Source organism: Halomonas elongata, from assembly GCF_029081005.1.
Classification (GTDB): domain Bacteria; phylum Pseudomonadota; class Gammaproteobacteria; order Pseudomonadales; family Halomonadaceae; genus Halomonas; species Halomonas elongata_B.
On the sequence record NZ_JAJQTQ010000043.1, the window covers coordinates 1 to 18,303 of the forward strand.

Annotated in this window: 16 protein-coding genes; 7 read left to right on the forward strand and 9 right to left on the reverse strand. The window is 63.8% G+C overall.

Features of this window, described 5'->3' with window-relative positions; all coding sequences use genetic code 11:
• Positions 1-1,458 (forward strand): transketolase family protein (locus LU493_RS18875; RefSeq protein ID WP_275289357.1); only part of this gene is annotated, 1,458 nt, incomplete at its 5' end.
• A gap of 273 nt (positions 1,459-1,731) precedes the next feature.
• Here the strand turns inward: LU493_RS18875 and LU493_RS18880 are convergent.
• Positions 1,732-2,784 (reverse strand): class I fructose-bisphosphate aldolase, encoded by a 1,053-nt coding sequence (locus LU493_RS18880; RefSeq protein ID WP_275289358.1) that lies wholly within the window; start codon positions 2,782-2,784, stop codon positions 1,732-1,734.
• Between the two features lie 209 nt (positions 2,785-2,993).
• On the opposite strand from LU493_RS18880, the gene LU493_RS18885 reads away from it, so the two are divergent.
• The 3 genes from LU493_RS18885 (at position 2,994) to fba (ending at position 6,410) form a co-directional block, all read left to right on the forward strand.
• A complete protein-coding gene (locus LU493_RS18885) occupies positions 2,994-4,028 on the forward strand; it encodes a type I glyceraldehyde-3-phosphate dehydrogenase (RefSeq protein WP_275289359.1) in 1,035 nt (344 codons plus the stop codon).
• 37 nt (positions 4,029-4,065) lie between these two features.
• On the forward strand, positions 4,066-5,235 hold the full coding sequence (locus LU493_RS18890) for a phosphoglycerate kinase (RefSeq protein ID WP_275289360.1): 1,170 nt from the start codon (positions 4,066-4,068) through the stop codon (positions 5,233-5,235).
• A 110-nt stretch (positions 5,236-5,345) separates the two neighbouring features.
• Positions 5,346-6,410 carry a class II fructose-bisphosphate aldolase gene (gene fba / locus LU493_RS18895; RefSeq protein WP_275289361.1) on the forward strand — a complete coding sequence of 355 codons (1,065 nt, stop codon included), beginning with the start codon at positions 5,346-5,348 and terminating at the stop codon, positions 6,408-6,410.
• 51 nt (positions 6,411-6,461) lie between these two features.
• Here fba and LU493_RS18900 read toward each other — a convergent pair whose 3' ends face one another.
• From LU493_RS18900 to LU493_RS18910, 3 genes are read right to left on the reverse strand one after another with little or no spacing between them, the layout of a single operon-like run.
• The gene (locus LU493_RS18900; protein ID WP_275289362.1) at positions 6,462-7,631 is read right to left on the reverse strand and encodes a trans-sulfuration enzyme family protein; all 1,170 of its coding nucleotides are present in this window, start codon (positions 7,629-7,631) and stop codon (positions 6,462-6,464) included.
• 21 nt (positions 7,632-7,652) lie between these two features.
• Entirely contained in the window at positions 7,653-9,224 is a 1,572-nt protein-coding gene (locus tag LU493_RS18905; RefSeq protein ID WP_275289363.1) for a rhodanese-like domain-containing protein, read from the reverse strand.
• Positions 9,224-9,826 (reverse strand): cysteine dioxygenase family protein, encoded by a 603-nt coding sequence (locus tag LU493_RS18910; RefSeq protein ID WP_275289364.1) that lies wholly within the window; start codon positions 9,824-9,826, stop codon positions 9,224-9,226. The genes LU493_RS18905 and LU493_RS18910 overlap by 1 nt, the downstream gene beginning before the upstream one ends.
• Positions 9,827-9,928: 102 nt before the next feature.
• Here LU493_RS18910 and LU493_RS18915 point away from each other — a divergent pair, with 102 nt between their 5' ends.
• On the forward strand, positions 9,929-10,804 hold the full coding sequence (locus LU493_RS18915) for a LysR substrate-binding domain-containing protein (protein WP_275289365.1): 876 nt from the start codon (positions 9,929-9,931) through the stop codon (positions 10,802-10,804).
• Between the two features lie 2 nt (positions 10,805-10,806).
• Here LU493_RS18915 and LU493_RS18920 read toward each other — a convergent pair whose 3' ends face one another.
• From LU493_RS18920 to LU493_RS18930, 3 genes are read right to left on the reverse strand one after another with little or no spacing between them, the layout of a single operon-like run.
• A complete protein-coding gene (locus LU493_RS18920) occupies positions 10,807-12,312 on the reverse strand; it encodes a tripartite tricarboxylate transporter permease (protein WP_275289366.1) in 1,506 nt (501 codons plus the stop codon).
• A gap of 33 nt (positions 12,313-12,345) precedes the next feature.
• Positions 12,346-12,801: a tripartite tricarboxylate transporter TctB family protein gene (locus tag LU493_RS18925; RefSeq protein WP_275289367.1), complete on the reverse strand. Its 456-nt coding sequence runs from the start codon at positions 12,799-12,801 to the stop codon at positions 12,346-12,348.
• Positions 12,798-13,754, reverse strand: a complete 957-nt coding sequence (locus LU493_RS18930; protein ID WP_275289368.1) for a Bug family tripartite tricarboxylate transporter substrate binding protein — start codon at positions 13,752-13,754, stop codon at positions 12,798-12,800. The genes LU493_RS18925 and LU493_RS18930 overlap by 4 nt, the downstream gene beginning before the upstream one ends.
• Positions 13,755-14,025: 271 nt before the next feature.
• Here LU493_RS18930 and LU493_RS18935 point away from each other — a divergent pair, with 271 nt between their 5' ends.
• Positions 14,026-15,405 carry an SLC13 family permease gene (locus LU493_RS18935; RefSeq protein ID WP_275289369.1) on the forward strand — a complete coding sequence of 460 codons (1,380 nt, stop codon included), beginning with the start codon at positions 14,026-14,028 and terminating at the stop codon, positions 15,403-15,405.
• A gap of 103 nt (positions 15,406-15,508) precedes the next feature.
• Here LU493_RS18935 and LU493_RS18940 read toward each other — a convergent pair whose 3' ends face one another.
• Positions 15,509-16,330, reverse strand: a complete 822-nt coding sequence (locus tag LU493_RS18940; protein ID WP_275289370.1) for a helix-turn-helix transcriptional regulator — start codon at positions 16,328-16,330, stop codon at positions 15,509-15,511.
• A gap of 147 nt (positions 16,331-16,477) precedes the next feature.
• Between LU493_RS18940 and LU493_RS18945 the strand changes: the two genes are divergently transcribed.
• Complete coding sequence (locus tag LU493_RS18945) at positions 16,478-17,950, forward strand: alanine/glycine:cation symporter family protein (RefSeq protein WP_275289371.1); 1,473 nt, start codon at positions 16,478-16,480, stop codon at positions 17,948-17,950.
• A gap of 176 nt (positions 17,951-18,126) precedes the next feature.
• Here LU493_RS18945 and LU493_RS18950 read toward each other — a convergent pair.
• Positions 18,127-18,303: FAD-binding protein (locus LU493_RS18950; protein ID WP_275289372.1), on the reverse strand; the 177-nt coding region annotated here is incomplete at its 5' end.

Sequence of the window (18,303 nt, forward strand, 5' to 3'; positions counted from 1 at the left end):
TCCATCGACGGCGAGGTCAAGGGCTGGTTCACCGACGACACCGCCAAGCGCTTCGAGGCCTACGGCTGGCACGTGGTGCCCAACGTCGACGGCCACAAGCCCGAGGAGGTCAAGGCCGCCATCGAGCTGGCCCGCCAGCACGACGACAAGCCCAGCCTGATCATCTGCAAGACGGTGATCGGCTTCGGTGCCCCCAACAAGCAGGGCAAGGAGTCCTGCCACGGCGCGGCGCTCGGCGAGGACGAAGTCGCCGCCGCCCGCGAGCAGCTCGACTGGCCCCACGCGCCCTTCCACGTGCCGGAGGCCATCTACCAGGGCTGGGACGCCACCGAGGCCGGCCAGCAGCGCCAGGCCGAGTGGCAGGCCCGCTTCGAGCGCTATGCCGAGGCCCATCCCGAGCTGGCCCGCGAATTCCTCCGCCGCCAGAAGGGCGAGCTGCCCGCCGAACTGACCAGCGAGGCGCTGATCGAGCAGGCCCAGGCGAAGGCCGAGACCACCGCCTCGCGCAAGGCCTCGCTGGCCTGCCTCAATGAACTCGGTCCACAGTTGCCCGAGCTGCTCGGCGGCAGCGCCGACCTGGCCCCCTCCAACCTGACGGTCTGGAACGGTGCCAAGGTGATCGGCCCCGAGGGCTCGCAGGAAGGCGCCCCCGACGGCAACTACCTGCACTATGGCGTGCGCGAGTTCGGCATGGCCGCCATCGCCAACGGCATCGCCCTGCATGGCGGCTTCGTGCCCTATGCCGCGACCTTCCTGATCTTCATGGACTACATGCGCAACGCCGTGCGCATGTCGGCCCTGATGGGCGTGCGCAGCGTCTACGTGTTCACCCACGACTCCATCGGCCTGGGCGAGGACGGCCCCACCCACCAGCCGATCGAGCAGCTGACCAGCCTGCGCACCACGCCCAACATGTCGACCTGGCGCCCCTGCGACGCCGTGGAGACCGCCGCCGCCTGGAACGCCGCTCTCAAGCGCCAGGCCGGCCCCACCGCCCTGGTGCTGTCGCGCCAGAACCTGCCCCACCAGGCACGCGACAAGCAGCAGCTCGCCGATATCCAGCGGGGTGGCTACATCCTCAAGGACAGCGCCGGCACGCCCGAGCTGATCCTCATCGCCACCGGCTCCGAGGTCGGCCTGGCCATGGACGCCGCCACCGCCCTCGCCGACAAGGGCCGCCAGGTGCGCGTGGTCTCCATGCCGTCCACCGACGTCTTCGACGCCCAGGACGCCGCCTACCGCCAGGCCGTGCTGCCCGCCGAGGTCGGCAACCGCCTGGTCATCGAGGCCGGCCACCCGGACCTGTGGCACAAGTACGTCGGCCTCGAGGGTCGCGTCATCGGCATGACCACCTTCGGCGAGTCCGCCCCGGCCGGCGACCTGTTCCCGCACTTCGGCTTCACCGTCGACAACGTCGTCGACGAAGCCGGCCAGCTGCTGGACGACGCCGAGGACTGAGCGTTCCTGTCAAAACCCAGCGGGTAGAAGTGGGCTTATCCGGCGACAAGGCTTCGCGAGGGCGCTGTAAACCCCTCCATGGGCGCTACATCCGCCTTCCATGGCGGATGACCCTCGCGCCGCCTTATCCCCGGCGCCCGTGGCTACCCAAAGTTTGGACGCCTTCGCTTGAGCCCGCTTAGCCCTACAGCAGCCTAAACACAAAGGGCGCGGCCAACTGGCCGCGCTCTTTTGCGTCACCGAGATTTACGCCTCAGAAGATCTGATCTTCTATCAGGCGATAGTGATGCCGTCGTCCAGATACACATCCTGAATGGCATTGAGCAACTCGACGCCTTCGGCCATGGGCTTCTGGAACGCCTTGCGACCGGAGATCAGCCCCATGCCGCCGGCACGCTTGTTGATCACCGCGGTGCGTACCGCCTCGCCCAGGTCGGAATGCCCCTTGGAACCGCCGCCCGAGTTGATCAGGCCGATACGCCCCATGTAGCAGTTGGCCACCTGATAGCGCGCCAGATCGATGGGATTGTCGGAGGTCAGTTCGTCGTAGACCTTGTCATGGGTATGGCCGAACCCGACCGCCCGATAGCCGCCATTGTTCTCGGCCAGCTTCTGCTTGACGATGTCGGCCTTGATCGTCGCCGCCATGTGGATGGCCTGACCGGTAAGGTCGGACGCGACATGATAGTCGCTGCCATCCTTCTTGAACGCCGGGTTGCGCAGATAGGCCCACAGCACCGTGACCATGCCCAGCTGGTGGGCCCGCTCGAAGGCCTCGCTGATCTCGGTGATCTGGCGGCGACTCTCGGGCGAGCCGAAATAGATGGTCGCGCCCACCGCCACGCAGCCCATGGCATGCGCCTGCTCGACCTGACCGAACAGGGTCTGGTCGTAGACCGCCGGATAGGTCAGCGTCTCGTTGTGGTTGAGCTTCACCATCATCGGGATCTTGTGGGCATAGCGACGCGCCACTGAGGCCAGGCCACCGAGCGTCGAGGCCACGCAGTTGCAGCCGCCCTCGATGGCCAGCTCGACGATATTGGCGGGGTCGAAGTAGAGCGGGTTGGGCGCGAACGAGGCACTGGCCGAGTGCTCGATGCCCTGGTCGACCGGCAGGATGCTGACGTAGCCGGTGCCACCCAGGCGGCCATGATCATAGATGGCCTGCAGGTTGCGCAGCACCTGGGGGCTGCGATCGCTATCGGCCATCACGCGGTCGATGAAGTCCGGCCCCGGCTGATGGATCGACCCGGCCGGGACACCCCGACACTCATGGTTCAACAGGCTGTCCGCCTCATCGCCTAGCAGCCGTGTGATATCGGTCATTGTGCGTTTCCTCTCCTTGGTGGTTCGACGGATAACGGGGATGCACCATCTAGCCTAGTGTCCTGGCTCTGGCCCAGCCATCGAATGCGGGTCGCCCGCCACAGACTGCCGAAGCCGGAAGATCGCGTCCAGCCCCGGGACGCGAGGATGGATTTGCGCTAGAATCGCGAGCTCGAGTTTCCCGGCGTCAGCTTGTTTCGAGGCACCTCATGGCTCACCGCATCGCCATCAACGGTTACGGCCGCATCGGCCAGTGCGTACTGCGCGCGCTCATCGAGCGTCGCGAGCCCGATCTCGAAGTGGTGGCCATCAATGAGCTGTCAGGGCTGGACACCATCGCCTATCTGACGCGTTACGATACCACCCATGGCCGCTTTCCCGGCCACGTCGAGGCCGACGGCGATCATCTGGTGATCGACGGCCGTCCGATTCGGGTTCTTTCCGAGCCTGACCCGAGCCGGTTGCCCTGGGACGAGCTCGGCATCGATCTGGTGCTGGAATGCTCGGGCAGCTTCAAGGACCGCGCGACCGCCGAGCGCCACCTGGCCGCCGGCGCCGGGCGCCTGCTGTTCTCCCAGCCCGCCGAGAGCGATGTCGACGCCACCATCGTCACCGGCATCAACGATGCCGACCTGACCCCGGGCTGCCGGGTGATCTCCGCGGCCTCCTGCACCACCAACTGCCTGGTGCCGGTGCTGACAGTGCTCGACGAGGCCCTGGGCCTCGAGCACGGCGTGACCACCACCATCCACTCGGCGATGAACGACCAGCCGGTGATCGACGCCTACCACCAGACCGACCTGCGCCTGACCCGCTCGGCGATGCACTCCATCGTGCCCGTGGATACCGGCCTGGCCCGAGGCATCAATCGCCTGATGCCGCACCTGGCCGAGCGTTTCGAGTGCCTGCACATGCGCGTGCCGACCATCAACGTCTCGGCCATGGACCTGTCGCTGTGCGTGCGCACCGACACTACGGCCGAAGCCGTCAACGAATTGCTGCGTGAGGCGAGCCGCACGCGGCTGGCCGGACTGCTCGGCTATACCGAAGAGCCCATGGCCTCGGTCGACTTCAACCACGATCCGCGCTCCGGTATCGTGGACGCTACCCAGACCCGAGTGGCCGGCGGCCGACTGATCAAGATGCTGTGCTGGTTCGACAACGAGTGGGGGTTCGCCAACCGCATGCTCGACGTCACCGGTCGCATCGCCCGACTGGGGCCGGTGCCGCCCTCCGACGCTTGAATTCCCTTCGGCTTTCCCAGACGAGGAACCTGCTTCCATGAACGTGCGCAAGATGACCGACCTCGACCTCCGCGGCAAGCGCGTGCTGATCCGCGAGGACCTGAACGTGCCCGTCAAGCACGGCAAGGTGACCAGCGATGCCCGCCTGCGGGCTTGCCTGCCGACCATCCGGGCAGCGCTCGAGGCAGGCGCTCGAGTGATGCTGATGAGCCACCTGGGCCGCCCCACCGAGGGCGAACCCGCCGAGGAATTCTCGCTGGCCCCGGTGGCCGACCACCTCGGTGAACTGCTCGAGCGCCGGGTTGGCCTGGTCAAGGACTACCTGGACGGCGAGATCGAACTCGTCGAGGGCGAGGTCGCACTGCTCGAGAACGTGCGCTTCAACCGCGGCGAGAAGAAGGACGACGAAGCGCTGGCCCGGCAGTACGCGGCGCTGTGCGACGTCTACGTGATGGACGCCTTCGGCACTGCCCACCGCGCCCAGGCCTCCACCCATGGCGTGGCCCGCTTCGCCCCCGAGGCCTGTGCCGGCCCGCTGCTGGCGCAGGAACTCGAGGCCCTTGAAAAGGCCCTGGCCACCCCGGCCCGCCCGATGACCGCCATCGTCGGCGGCTCCAAGGTGTCCACCAAGCTCGAGGTGCTCACCGCACTGTCCAAGAAATGCGACCGGATCATCGTCGGCGGCGGCATCGCCAACACCTTCATCGCCGCGGCCGGTTACAACGTCGGCAAATCGCTGCACGAGGCCGACCTGATCGACCAGGCCAAGGCGCTGATGGCCAAGGTCGAGATCCCGCTGCCCAGCGACGTGGTCGTCGCCACCGAGTTCTCGGAAAGCGCCACCGCCGTGACCAAGCCGGTCGACCAGGTGGGCGATGACGAGATGATCCTCGACATCGGCCCCGACACCGCCGGACGCCTCGCTGCACAACTCAAGGCCGACGGCACCATCCTGTGGAACGGCCCGGTGGGCGTGTTCGAGATCGACCAGTTCGGCCACGGCACCGAAGCGCTGTCGCAGGCCATCGCCGAGAGCGAGGCCTTCTCCATCGCCGGCGGCGGCGACACCCTGGCGGCCATCGACAAGTACGGCATCGCCGAGCGGGTCTCCTATATCTCCACCGGCGGCGGCGCCTTCCTCGAATACGTCGAGGGCAAGACCCTGCCGGCCGTATCCGCTCTGGAAGCGGCAGCCGACAAGGCCTGATAGACTACGCGGCCCCGCTCGCCCGGCCACGTCTTCGGACGCCGTCGAGCCACACTCAAAGGAAGCGCCGCCCTCGGGGGCGGCGCCATCACGCTAGACAGGTACGAAACATGGCACTGATCAGCATGCGCCAGATGCTGGACCACGCCGCCGAACACGGCTACGGCGTCCCGGCCTTCAACGTCAACAATCTCGAACAGATGCGCGCCATCATGGAAGCGGCCGACGAGACCGACTCCCCGGTGATCGTCCAGGCCTCCGCCGGCGCCCGCAAATACGCCGGCGCGCCCTTCCTGCGGCACCTGATCCTGGCCGCCGTCGAGGAGTTCCCGCACATCCCGGTGGCCATGCACCAGGATCACGGCACCAGCCCCGCCGTTTGCCAGCGCTCCATCCAGCTCGGCTTCTCCTCGGTAATGATGGACGGCTCGCTGGGCGAGGATGGCAAGACCCCGGCCAGCTATGACTATAACGTCGACGTCACCCGGCGTACCGTCGAGATGGCCCACGCCTGCGGCGTGTCCGTCGAGGGCGAGCTGGGCTGCCTGGGCAGCCTGGAAACCGGCATGGCCGGCGAGGAAGACGGCGTCGGCGCCGAGGGCAAGCTCGACCATGACCAGCTGCTCACCGATCCCGAAGAGGCCGCCGAATTCGTCAAGGCCACCCACGTGGACGCCCTGGCCATCGCCATCGGCACCAGCCACGGCGCCTACAAGTTCACCCGGCCGCCCACCGGCGACACCCTCTCCATCCAGCGCATCAAGGAGATCCACGCCCGCATCCCCGAGACTCACCTGGTGATGCACGGCTCCTCCTCGGTGCCCCAGGAGTGGCTCGAGGTGATCAACGAGTTCGGCGGGCAGATCCCCGAGACCTACGGCGTGCCGGTCGAGGAGATCGTCGAGGGCATCAAGCACGGCGTGCGCAAGGTCAACATCGACACCGACCTGCGCCTGGCCTCCACCGGCGCGGTGCGTCGCTTCCTGGCCGAGAACCCGGCCGAGTTCGACCCGCGCAAGTTCCTCAAGGCCAGCACCGCGGCCATGAAGGACGTCTGCAAGGCCCGCTACGAGGCCTTCGGCACCGCCGGCAACGCCTCGAAGATCAAACCGATCAACCTCGAAGAGATGTTCCTGCGCTACGAGCGCGGCGAACTGGACCCGCGGGTGAAGTAAGGGTTTTCACGCCACATGCCCTTGTCAACAAGGCGGTCCTGAAGGGCCGCCTTAGTTCTCTAAGGCCTGCCAGGCTCTGCCGAGATCAGCCTCAAGGTCACCGGGCGCCTCCAAACCGACATGCAGACGCAGACAAGGACCTCGCCGCAACCAGCTATCGTCCAAGCTTCGCGCGGTAGCGATGTCGCAAGGCAAGGCGAGACTTTCAAAGCCCCCCCACGAAGAGCCAATGCCAAACAGCATCAGCTGCTCAACCAAGGCATCCACTCGTGCGGTGTCGGTGTCGACGGTAAACTCCACGGTCAGAAGGCCGTTGGTGCCATTGAAATCGCGTTGCCAGAGATCGTGACCGACATGCTCAGTACGCGAGGGCTGATGAATCCGTGCCACCCTAGGTTGCTGTGCCAACCAGTCGCCCAGGCGCTGAGCGTTACTGGCATGGGTTTCCATGCGGCATTTCAGAGTGCGGAGGCCACGCAAAGCGAGATAGGCGTCATCGCCACCCAAGCATTGCCCCTGCGTCACCGCCATCTCGCCCAGTCGCCGACCGATATCGCCGTTGGCAGTGACACTGCCCAACATGACATCAGAGTGGCCGACAACGTACTTGGTACCGGCCATCAACGACACCGTGGCGCCATGTTCCAACGGCCTCATGAGTATTCCGCTGGCCCAGGTGTTGTCGACAGCCAAAGGGATGTCACGCTTGGTCGCAATTGACGCTAGTGCGGGAAGGTCCTGCATATCGTAGACCAGCGAGCCGGGAACCTCTGTGTAGATCAACTGTGTATCGGTACGTAGCTGACTCAGCAAGTGTTCGGGGGTGCCATCGAAGAAGTCAACGACGATGCCCCAAGGACGCAGCCAACCTTCCACGATGCGTCTCACCGGCAGATAAACGCTATCGGCGATGACCACATGCCCGCCGGGCCGCAGCAGGGTCATGAAAACCAGGTTGATGGCTGCCACTCCCGACGGCAGCAACTGTGTATGCTCGCCGCACTCCAGGCGCGAGATGGCGTCCTCCAGCGCATGAGTGGTCGGCGTGCCGCGCCTGCCATAGCTGAACAGGCGCTCCCCTTCACCTCGCCGCTGCTTGACGTCACGCATCTCGCCGAGTGAATCGAATGTCACGGTACTGGTGCGAACCACCGGAGGGTTGACCGGGGCCGGCGTCTCCGAAGGGCGGCCAAGATGGATCAGGTCGGTCTCTAGCTTCATAAGAATGCCTCGCGGTCCCACTCAGAGGGTGAAAGTACTGCGCTCTTGTTCGTCGAGCTGGGCAAGCAGGCCAGTCTCCCAGGCAAGATAACGCCGGGAAGCCTCTAGGTTGCCATCGTGCCGATCATGAACGAAGAACAGAAAATCGATGCAGTGGTCATCGTCAGGCTCATTGGGGGTACGATCCAGGGCGATTCCTTCGCTTGCCCAGGCATCGAACGCCGGGACAAGCCAACCAATGCGATTGACGCCATGTGCCTTGAGCTCAGAAGCCAGGCAAGCGGCGCGTTCCTCATCGGCGACAATCACTACGGGGCGATGGATATCATCCTCTGAGAGTTGTTTGCCGAGCAGCGATCGGTTGACCCAACGTGCACCGGGCAAGTGCCCTTCCCGATATTGCATGCCGGGGCGAGCGTCGAGGCATAGAGTGGTCGGTTCCAGTGCCGTCGCGAGATCCACAGTCTGTGGGGCTGGCGGCGACATGCTGCCTGGGGTTCGTTTCGTCAGGTTGCGCAGGCATGACCATGACGCTCGGCCTCCGCGAAGCCATGCGACGTCCATGCCCATCAGCGCCAACCAACTGGCGACCAAAGGTGCCCGGCACTCATCATCATCAATCAACACTAGGCGGGCGTGTCGAACGCCTACCCAGTGATCGGTGGCCTGGATCAACTGGCCACCGGGGGCGTGGACGGCACCGGGAAGACTGTCCTGAAGGTATTCTTCCTCGGTGCGAATGTCGAAGACGTAGGTAGTACGCCGATCATCTGCTAGCCAATTGTCCAGCGTCGCGGCGCCGATCGCCATGACGTCGCGTGATCCGGCTAGTCGACGTGCGGCAGCGCCCAATTCGTCCTTGGTCTCAGTATTCTGGGGATAGCCACGGTCGCTGCCATGTTCCAGTGTAAGCCCGGCCAACCGCCAACCTTGGGTACCGTTCTCGAGGGCATAGACCGGGTTCTCGATGCCTAACCAGCGTAGAGTCTGAGCACCGATGATACTTCGAGTACGCCCGGCACAGTTGACAACCACCGGGGTAGAGGCGTCTCCCTCGAGAAGGGTGGGTAGTCGCTTGGCGAGTTCGCCGTTGGGGCAACATACGCTGGAAGGAATATTCATCTTGCGATATTCGGCGATGGGGCGGCCATCGATGATGTGGACGGGACGTCCTTGGCGCTGCCACTCGGCCAGTGTACTGGCTTCAATCCCGGCCGGCTGGAAGTGCTCATGCACCAGCTCGCCGAATGTCTTGCTGATCACATTGACGCCGGCAAAAAGCCCGTAGCCACTCTCCCGCCAAGCGGCTACTCCTCCCTCCAGGTAGGCAATATCCCCATAGCCGAGATCGGCCAGGCACTGGGCGGCCCGGCGAGCACGTCCTTCGCCATGGTCATCCATGACGACCAGCGGCGTGCCCAATCGTGGCACCAGTTGGCCGACCAGAGATTCAAGACGGCTGAAAGGGACATTGACGGCGTGAAAAGGGTGGCCCATGCCATACTCACCAAACTCGCGAATGTCGAGGAAAGCGATTTCCTGGTTCTTGCGGGCCAGGAGGCATTTGAGGTCCCGAGACACAATCCCGTGCATTACTGTTCCCCCGCCTGGCGTGTCTTGACACCAATATCCATGGTCCGGCAGGTACCGGTCTCTAGGTCAAAGGCCGTTCGCTCGGTCAGTGTTTCCAGGGCACGGCCATAGAGATGGAGATGACGGATGGGAGATGTCCCCTCAATCTTCACCGAGTGAATATCATCGGGAAGTAGCGCAATCCCGCTGCCTGGACCTACGACACGCTGCTCAGTGACGATCAAGGTCGCCCGGCCGGGCTCTGATCCATCGTCCACTCGCTCATACAGTGTGTTGCACTCCTCACCCTCGACACCGGCGATGCAGGCCCAGGTCGTGTGGTCATGCGGAGGGATGTGCTTACCGGGCCGCATGACGTTGAGATAGAGCGCTACGGTCAGATCGTCTCCCTGGTCGATCAGATAGCGAGCCTGATGTTCATCGGGATCCGGAGGGGGAAATTCGGCGTCGTTCCACAGCTCGACTCGTGCGGCCAACCGCATGAGCTCGTCCAGGATGGTATCGAGCATCTGGCGGGACACTACCTGGGCGTCGAGTATTCGGTTGATTCGGTGAAGCGTGTCGGAGACGGCCTGTTCACGGTATGACGCTGAAGTATCCATAAGGGCTATTCCGTGGTTATCAAGGTCTCCCCCAAGGTACTGTATTAAACATTATATTTATAATAAGCTTTTCTGGTTAATACATAACAAGAGCTTAACTTTATGCGCCATCTCGACCTGTCGCTGCTTAGAACTTTCGTGGCCATCTGCGACGAATCGAGTTTCGCCAAGGCCGCCCTCAAGGTCCACAAGTCACAACCCGCCATCAGTCAACAGATGGGGCGACTGGAAAGCGAGCTTCAGGTATCGCTGTTCATCAAGCGTGGACGTCAGAAACAACTGACGGCGGCGGGCATCCGCCTGGCTGAATACGCGCGACGCTTGCTGGCCCTGCACGATGAACTATGGGCGACATTGCACGATCAGGAACTCAGCGGTCCGGTGCGTATCGGAGCGCCCGCCGATATCGCCGACACGGTCTTGCCAAACATTCTGCAGCGCTTTGCGCGCGCCAACCCTCGCTTGTCGATGGCCATACATGTCGGCCGCAGTCCCGACTTGATGGATATGCTGTTTGCTGGCGAGCTCGACCTGACAATCTCGACGCGAGCAGTGGCCGGGCACCCGCACCTGGTGCTGCGAAGCTCCCCGGTCGTGTGGATCGCTGCCAGCGATTATCAATTCGAGCCGTCTGAGCCGTTATCACTGGTGTTGGCTGATGAACCCAGCATCTTTCGGCGCATTGCCCTGGAAGCGCTAGATCAATCGCAGCGGGAATACACAGAGAGTTACGTCGCGCCCAACCTTGCGGGGATCAAGGCGGCTGTTCGCGCCGGCCTGGGCATCACGGCTCGTAGTATCGAGCTGGTCACCCCCGAGTTCCGGGTGCTCGGGGAACGTCAGGGGTTGCCGTCGCTGCCTGACATCAATTTCTATCTTTACCTGCGCGACGACAATCCCAGCGAAGCTGCCAGCAAACTCTATCAGTTACTCGCCAGCCAGGTTGGCGGCGCCTCTCCATCGATCGATGGAAGCTAGCCTCAAGCCGGTTCACGATGGCGCAGGACGTATCGTTTACCAAGTGGCCAAAGCAAGAACCCTGCGGTGAACAGAAGCATCGCTGCACTCAAAGGCTGCGTGAAGAAATAGCTGACAGTTCCCCCAGACAGCGACATGCTCTGGAAGAAGGCACGCTCGATTACCGGAGCCAAGACCAGCGCCAAAATGAATGGCGACAGAGGAACCTGCATGCGGTTGAAGCCGAAGCCAATAAGTCCAAACGCCAGGGCCACCATGATCCCGAACACACTATTGCCGATGGCAAACGCACCCGTGAAGCACAAGCCTGCAATCACGGCCGTCAGCAACGGCTGGGGAATGGCACGAATCAGATTGGGCACGATACGTGCGAGCAACAAGCCCACGGGGAACATCATCAGGTTGGCGATCACGAAACAGGCCACGATCAAGTAGGCCACATCAGGGCTATCGTTAAATAATCCGGGCCCTGGCCGTAAGCCCTGTATCAACAAGGCACCGAGGAACAGGGCCGACGTCGAGTTGCCGGGGATCCCCAGAGACAACAGAGGCACCATGGAGCTGGAGACCACCGAGTTGTTGGCGGCTTCCGGTGCCGCGATGCCTTCCGGCAGCCCTTTTCCGCAACGGTCGCCGAAACGGCGCCGGACGCGCTCGTAGGACATGTAGATCGCCACCAGCATGCCGGCTCCAGGCAAGATGCCCACCAAATTACCGAGAGTCGCCGCGCTTAGCCACGTAGGGAGCAGACGGCGGACCAGAGGTGCGGGAAGCAGCATATCGGTGAAACGGATTGTCTCCCGTCCGGGCAGATTTGATTCGCTGGCATCCGGCTTTCGAACCAACATTTCGAATACTACGCTGAGTCCAAACAGCCCGATCAGAATGGGCGTCAGTGGCAAGCCTTCGAAAAGCCAGAAACTGCCGAAGGTAAAACGTGGGAAGCCCGACTCAGGGCTCATGCCAATCATGGCAACCAATAGCCCTAGCAGGCAGGACAGCGCGCTTTTCATGACATTGCCGGCGCCCATGCCGATTACCGTCGACAGGCCCAGAACGCTCAGCGAGAAATATTCAGCGGGGCCGAATTTAAGCGCGTACTGGGCGAGAAGCGGCGCGAAGAACAACAGCACCAGGGCAGACAGCACACCAGCGAACGTTGAGCTATAAGTCGCGATGCCGAGCGCACGGCCGGCATTGCCCTGGCGGACCATGGCATGACCATCGAGCGCGGTGAGAACGGATGAAGCCGTGCCGGGAATCTTCAGCAGAATCGCCGGAAAGGCACCACCGAAACAGGCAGCACAGTAAACGCCAACGAGTAACGGAAAGGCAACGTCGGAAGGCATAGCGAAGGTAATGGGTACCAACACAGCCAAGGTGATGGTGTCGTTGAGCCCCGGTATGGAGCCGACGACCAGCCCCAGTGTGACGCCAGCCAACAGGCTGAGCAACGGCCAGAGGCTGACGGCATGTAGCCCGGCTTGCAACAAGGCAGCGTAATCCATGGAGATGGTCCTTGCTTCGGGTAGGCGAAAGGATCAATCAAGGAAGAGATCAAACAACGGTCCTTGCAGGGGAACACCCAGGAGACCACCGAACATGCCGCCCAGCACGCCCGTGAACAGCAGCGCCACGACCGCTAGTCGCCAATTCGGCACATGCCCCATGAGCCAGGCGCAACCAAAGAACAGGGTCCACACACCGGCATCGGCGCCGACGGCGCCGAATAGCCACAAGGCGAGCACGAGAATCGCCGCGGCACGCATCAGGCGAGTCACGACCACATCCTGCGTGTTGCTCGGCTTGCCGGGGAATAGCCAGAGCCCGATGGCACACACCACGAGTAGCCAGCCCACAATCAAGGGAACTGCGGCGGCCGAATCAGGGTAGGTATCGGCCACCGTGAGCACGCCCACCGCCAGGACCAGACAGATCAGCGACAATACCCTGTCCAACCAGTGGCCGGACAGGGGTGAGAGGCGTTCCAGGTTCATGACTGAGTATCCAGCAGAGGCAGGACCTGTTGCATCTTCTCAGCGGTAGTATCGAGGTAACGGCTGAAGGCGTCACCATCACGATAATCAACCTTGTAGCCTGCGGCATTCATCCGCTCGGCAAACTCGGACGAGGTCAGCAGTTGCTCCAGCCGAGCCTCCAATTCAGCCTCTACCTCTGAGGGCAAGCCAGCCGGGGCGGCAATGCCACGGAAGGTACCCCACTGCATATCGTCGCCTGTCACTTCTTGATAGGTAGGAACGTCCGGAGCGAGGTCGCTGCGCGAGCTATCCATGACGGCGAGAATGCGGATGCTGCCGTCCTCAGAGGGGCCGACGGCTTCCCCCAGCGACATGAATCCCGCTCGAACATGACCACCCATCAATTGCTGGAGCTGCGCAGCGGCGCTGGCATTATGCACATAACGGAAGTTGAGTTGCTCCTCCTGGGCCAGGGACAGGGCCGCGATATGGTGAGACGTTGAGTTGCCCGGAGTAGCAATGCTGACATCCCCTTCGGAAGCCGCATCCAGGAAATGCTGAAGATCGTTGATCTCGCTGTCGGCCCCCGTGACGATCACTTCGGGATCAAGATTGTAGAGCGCCAGCGGCGTGAAACTCTCGAGATCGTAACTGACCGACTTGGTTAGAGAATTATTGATGATCGACGAGGTCATGGCCAGCAGCGTATAGCCATCCTCCGGGGCCGAGCTGACGTAAGTTTGACCGACCACCGCGCCGCCACCAGGCATGTTCTTGACGACGAACTTGTGGCCATCGAAGGCTTCCGGGGCATTATCGGCGATAAGTCGACCCGTAAAGTCAACGGCACCACCGGCGGCGAATGGCACGATATAGTCGAGATTCTTCTGAGGATACTCGGCGGCCTGAGCGACACCACTGGAGGCCAGGGTGACGAGGGCCAGGAATCGGCAGGCTTTGAGAACAGACATAGTAAAAGTCCTTGGTTGTATTGTGTGGAATGGACATCCCTAACGCTATCGCCGAAAAGTTATGCCATCAATTAAATAAAAATAAGTTAAACATAAACATCATTTACCTTTTACCGTATCGCAATGGCCATGCACAGCTAACCACGCCGTCGCTTCAGATCGTCTGCGACAGGGCGTTTCACTTCCTCCCCGGCTTCGCCAAGGCGCCAGTCATTTGAGCGCCCGCTTATTCGCCTGCTAATCTCACCGGCTCTGCCCGCCCGGAGCCACCATGACCGCCGCCTCTCGCCTCTCTCCACGCCATCTCGCCAGCCTGATCGCTATCCTGGCGGTGGCCGCCTTCCTGCTGCTCGTGCCCGCGGCCTCACCGATGCCCCGGGCGGCCAGCGTGATCGTGCTGTCGATCGCCCTGTGGGCGACGGGCTGGCTGCCCCAGTGGCTGACGGCGCTGGTGTTCTTCACGCTGTGCACAGTGGCCGGCGTAGCGGAGACCGGGACGATCTTCGCCGGCTTCGCCTCGGCGGCGACCTGGCTGGTGTTCTCGGGGCTGGTGATCGGCGCGGCGATCCAGCACACCGGGCTCGGCACGCGCCTCGCCCAGCGAGTCGGGCCACACCTGGCAGGCTCCTACGCCGGTGCGGTAGCCGGTGTGGTGGCACTGGGGGTGGCGATGGCCTTCGTCATGCCTTCGGGCATGGGACGCATCGTGCTGATGGTACCGATCCTCGTGACCCTGGCCGACCAACTCGGCTACAACGAGGGCCGCCCGGGCCGCACCGGGTTGATCCTCGGCGGCATGATGGGCACCTTCCTGCCCACCTATGCCATCCTCCCGGCCAACGTCCCCAACAACGTGCTGATGGGCGCCAGCGAAGCGGTGCTCGGCGCCCCGCCGACCTACAGTGCCTACCTGTGGCTGCACTTTCCGGTGCTGGGACTGCTCAAGGCGCTGCTCCTGATCGTCGTGATGCTGCGACTGTACCCGGACCACGACCCCAACCCCGTAGAACGGCAGGCCACCACACCGTCCCTCGAGCGCCCGGCACGTTGCCTGGCCCTGCTGCTGGTCCTGGCGGTCGCGCTGTGGGCCAGCGACGCCTGGCACGGCATCTCGCCGGCCTGGATCGGCCTCGCGGCGGCACTGGTCTGTCTGTTTCCCGGCAGCGGGCTGATGAAGGACAAGCCCTTGCAGTCGTTGAACATCGAGCCCCTGTTCTACGTCGCGGGCATCGTCAGCCTCGGCGCCCTGGCCTACCAGAGCGGACTGGGCGAGCGGGTCGCCCACGTGCTGCTCACTGCCCTGCCGTTGGAAGGAGCCGGCGACACCCTGACCTTCGGGCTGCTCGGCGGGCTGGCGATGGCGCTCGGCACCTTCCTCACCCTGCCCGGCGTGCCCGCGGTGCTGACGCCGCTGGCCCCCGAGATCGCCACCATCACCGGCTGGTCGCCGGAGGCGGTGACCATGACCCAGGTGGTGGGCTTCTCGACCATCCTACTGCCCTACCAGGCGCCGCCGCTGGTGGTCGGCCTGCTGGCGGCCCGCTTGTCGCTGCGCACCGGGGCCCGGGTCTGCCTGATCATGGCGGGCCTGAGCCTGGTGCTGCTATGGCCGCTGGATTACTTATGGTGGCAGTTGCTGGACCGAATCTAAGGAAACACTGCTTAAAGGCCTGCGCGTGTAAATCGCCTTGTTGCGCTTCACTACGCTCGACGATTTATTCAGCATTTCCCTAAGCCGCCCCGCTACCCTCGTATCACGGATAGCGCGCGCGGAACTGCCATTCGCCGGGGGCGACGTCGTTACGGACCGCCGCCACGACCTCCGGATCGAGGGTCGGATCGTCCAGGGCATGGAGCCCACAGCGCGCCAGCGCCTGGCGCGGGCCCAGCGTGTCGGGGAGACGCTCGTAGAGCACCCGCACGCAGCAGGGCATGCGTTCGCTGCTGTCTGCCACGCCCAGCTTGAGGCCGGTGAGCCGCGACACATGGCTCTTGAAGCTGGGGAACAGGATGGTCTGGGTGATCTCGTGGCCGTTGAGGGACTCGTGGTCGACCAGGAACAGGCGGTCGGTGAGCAGCAGCGCCATGCCCCGGTAGCGATTGTGGCAGGGTCGACCGCCGGCCACAGAAGGCATGCGTTCGGTGCGCTGGTAGAGGATGTCGTCGCCGCGTCGCTCGAGACATACCAGGGTGCACAGCACCTGGCCAGGACGGGACATCGCCAGGTAGTACTCGTGGTAACAGCCCAGGTAGCGCGACATGCCCTGGCGGCCCTTCTCGAGCAGGCTGGCCGGAATCTCCGCCGAGGCCGCCTGTCGCGCCGCCTCGCCCCGGCCCTCGGCCTCGGGGCGCAGCCGCACCAGCGGCTGGAAGTCCTCGTGGGGCAGCAGGATCTCGTGGACCTCGACGCCGAAGAAGTCGCAGATCCGGCGCATGGTGTGGTCGGCGGGCTTGTAGCGGCCGCTGAGGTAGCGGTTGAACTGCGCCCGGTTGATGTCGAGCCGCCGACACACCTCGGCGATGGAGCGGTAGTAGCTACACAGCAGCCGCAGGTTGGCCGCAAAGTCGTCGTGCATGTCCCCTTCTCCCTCGGCTGGTGCAGTCTGGCGCACTCGGTGCGCCGGATAGTGCGCCAGGGCGCACCAGAGCGTCAAATCCCAGCGCCCTTGCGGCCTGCTTAAATCTCCCCGCACTTCGAATAACACCAAGATGGAGACAACCGGATGTTGGATTTCCTCAACGACCTGCTGTGGGGCAAGGTCCTGCTGGTGCTGCTGATTGTCGTGGGCGTGGGCTTCACCCTCGCCTCACGCTTCGTGCAGTTTCGCTACTTCGCCCGCATGTTCCGCATCCTCGGCGCCAGCCAGGCCTTCAAGCGCGACAAGCACGGCCACCTGAGCTCCTTCCAGGCGCTGGTGCTGTCGGTGGCCGGCCGGGTCGGCGGCGGCAACATCGCCGGCGTCGCCGTGGCCATCACCCTGGGCGGCCCGGGGGCCGTGTTCTGGATGTGGGTGGTCGGCCTGATGGGCATGGCCACCAGCTTCCTCGAGTGCACCCTGGCCCAGACCTACAAGCAGGCCGAGGGTGACGGCACCTACCGCGGCGGCCCGGCCTACTACATTTCCCGCGGCCTTGGCCGACGCTGGAACTGGTTGGCCGGCCTCTACTCGGTGCTGCTGCTGGCAACCTTCGGCTTCGCCTTCACCGCCCTGCAGTCCTACGCCGTGGCCACCTCCTTCGGTGATGCCTTCGGCGTGCCGGTACTCTACAGCGGCCTCGGCCTGGCCATGCTGGTGGGGCTGATCATCTTCGGCGGCATCAAGCGCATCGCCCGCATCTCGGAGTTCCTGGTGCCCTTCATGGCCGGCGGCTACATCCTGATCGCGCTGGTGGTGCTGGGCCTCAACATCACCGAGATTCCCGCGGTGGTCACGCTGATCGTCAAGAGCGCCTTCGGCCTCGAGCCGGCCATCGGCGGCGGCATCGGCGCGGCGATCCTGATGGGCGTCAAGCGCGGCCTGTTCTCCAACGAGGCCGGCCTCGGCAGCGCGCCCAACGTGGCGGCGGTGGCCTATGTGCCGCACCCGGCCAACCAGGGCATCGTCCAGGCCTTCTCGGTATTCATCGACACCGTGATCATCTGCTCCGCCACCGCCTTCGTGATCCTGCTCAGCGGTGCCTACGATCCGGCATCCGGCAACGAGGTGGCGGGCATCGCCCTGACCCAGGCGGCGCTGGCCGACCACGTCGGCGAATGGGGCCGCACCTTCGTCAGCCTGGCCCTACTGCTGTTCGCCTTCAGCACCATCCTCTACAACTACTATCTGGGCGAGAACAGCCTCAACTTCTTCAGCCGTCGCAACCAGAACCTGTTCAATGCCTTCCGGGTCGCCATCGTGCTGCTGGTCTGCTGGGGCGCCACCACCGACCTGGGCACCGTCTTCGGCTTCGCCGACGTGACCATGGGCCTGCTGGCAGTAGCCAACCTCATCGCCCTGATCCTGCTGTTCAAGCCAGGCCTGCGCATCCTCAAGGACTTCGACGGCCAGCGACGCAACGGCATCGAGCAACCGATCTTCAATGCCAAGGACCATCCGGAGCTGGACCTGGATCCCCAGGCCTGGGAGCTGGAGCCCGAGGACCTCGAGCGCGCTCACCGGGCGATGGGCAACGCCCCGGCCTCCGCCCGGGACTGACGCCTCTGATTCGCCGAGGCATCGAAGGGCCGGCCTCCCGCAGGGAAAGCCGGCCCTTTTTAAGGTGGCGGCTGGGTTATCACAGCCGGTTTCCAGCGCGGACAATGCCCCTGAACAGATCGGCCACGAGACCGGTAACTATCGAAAGCGCGACCTGGAAGATCACGATCTTCCGCTTACAGCTTGCTTTCCAGCTCAGGCACGGCCTCGAAGAGATCGGCGACCAATCCATAGTCCGCGACCTGGAAGATCGGCGCTTCCTCGTCCTTGTTGATGGCCACGATCACCCGGGAGTCCTTCATCCCCGCCAGGTGCTGGATGGCGCCCGAGATGCCCACCGCGATGTACAGCTC

What these genes read in the sequence shown, in the direction of transcription:
- LU493_RS18910 (WP_275289364.1), bottom strand. Translation starts at nt 9,826, where the DNA reads ATGGATACTTCAGCGTCATACCGTGAACAGGCCGTCTCCGACACGCTT.
- LU493_RS18920 (WP_275289366.1), bottom strand. Translation starts at nt 12,312, where the DNA reads ATGGATTACGCTGCCTTGTTGCAAGCCGGGCTACATGCCGTCAGCCTC.
- LU493_RS18890 (WP_275289360.1), top strand. Translation starts at nt 4,066, where the DNA reads ATGAACGTGCGCAAGATGACCGACCTCGACCTCCGCGGCAAGCGCGTG.
- LU493_RS18885 (WP_275289359.1), top strand. Translation starts at nt 2,994, where the DNA reads ATGGCTCACCGCATCGCCATCAACGGTTACGGCCGCATCGGCCAGTGC.
- LU493_RS18905 (WP_275289363.1), bottom strand. Translation starts at nt 9,224, where the DNA reads ATGCACGGGATTGTGTCTCGGGACCTCAAATGCCTCCTGGCCCGCAAG.
- LU493_RS18900 (WP_275289362.1), bottom strand. Translation starts at nt 7,631, where the DNA reads ATGAAGCTAGAGACCGACCTGATCCATCTTGGCCGCCCTTCGGAGACG.
- LU493_RS18915 (WP_275289365.1), top strand. Translation starts at nt 9,929, where the DNA reads ATGCGCCATCTCGACCTGTCGCTGCTTAGAACTTTCGTGGCCATCTGC.
- LU493_RS18945 (WP_275289371.1), top strand. Translation starts at nt 16,478, where the DNA reads ATGTTGGATTTCCTCAACGACCTGCTGTGGGGCAAGGTCCTGCTGGTG.
- fba (WP_275289361.1), top strand. Translation starts at nt 5,346, where the DNA reads ATGGCACTGATCAGCATGCGCCAGATGCTGGACCACGCCGCCGAACAC.
- LU493_RS18935 (WP_275289369.1), top strand. Translation starts at nt 14,026, where the DNA reads ATGACCGCCGCCTCTCGCCTCTCTCCACGCCATCTCGCCAGCCTGATC.
- LU493_RS18880 (WP_275289358.1), bottom strand. Translation starts at nt 2,784, where the DNA reads ATGACCGATATCACACGGCTGCTAGGCGATGAGGCGGACAGCCTGTTG.
- LU493_RS18940 (WP_275289370.1), bottom strand. Translation starts at nt 16,330, where the DNA reads ATGCACGACGACTTTGCGGCCAACCTGCGGCTGCTGTGTAGCTACTAC.
- LU493_RS18930 (WP_275289368.1), bottom strand. Translation starts at nt 13,754, where the DNA reads ATGTCTGTTCTCAAAGCCTGCCGATTCCTGGCCCTCGTCACCCTGGCC.
- LU493_RS18925 (WP_275289367.1), bottom strand. Translation starts at nt 12,801, where the DNA reads ATGAACCTGGAACGCCTCTCACCCCTGTCCGGCCACTGGTTGGACAGG.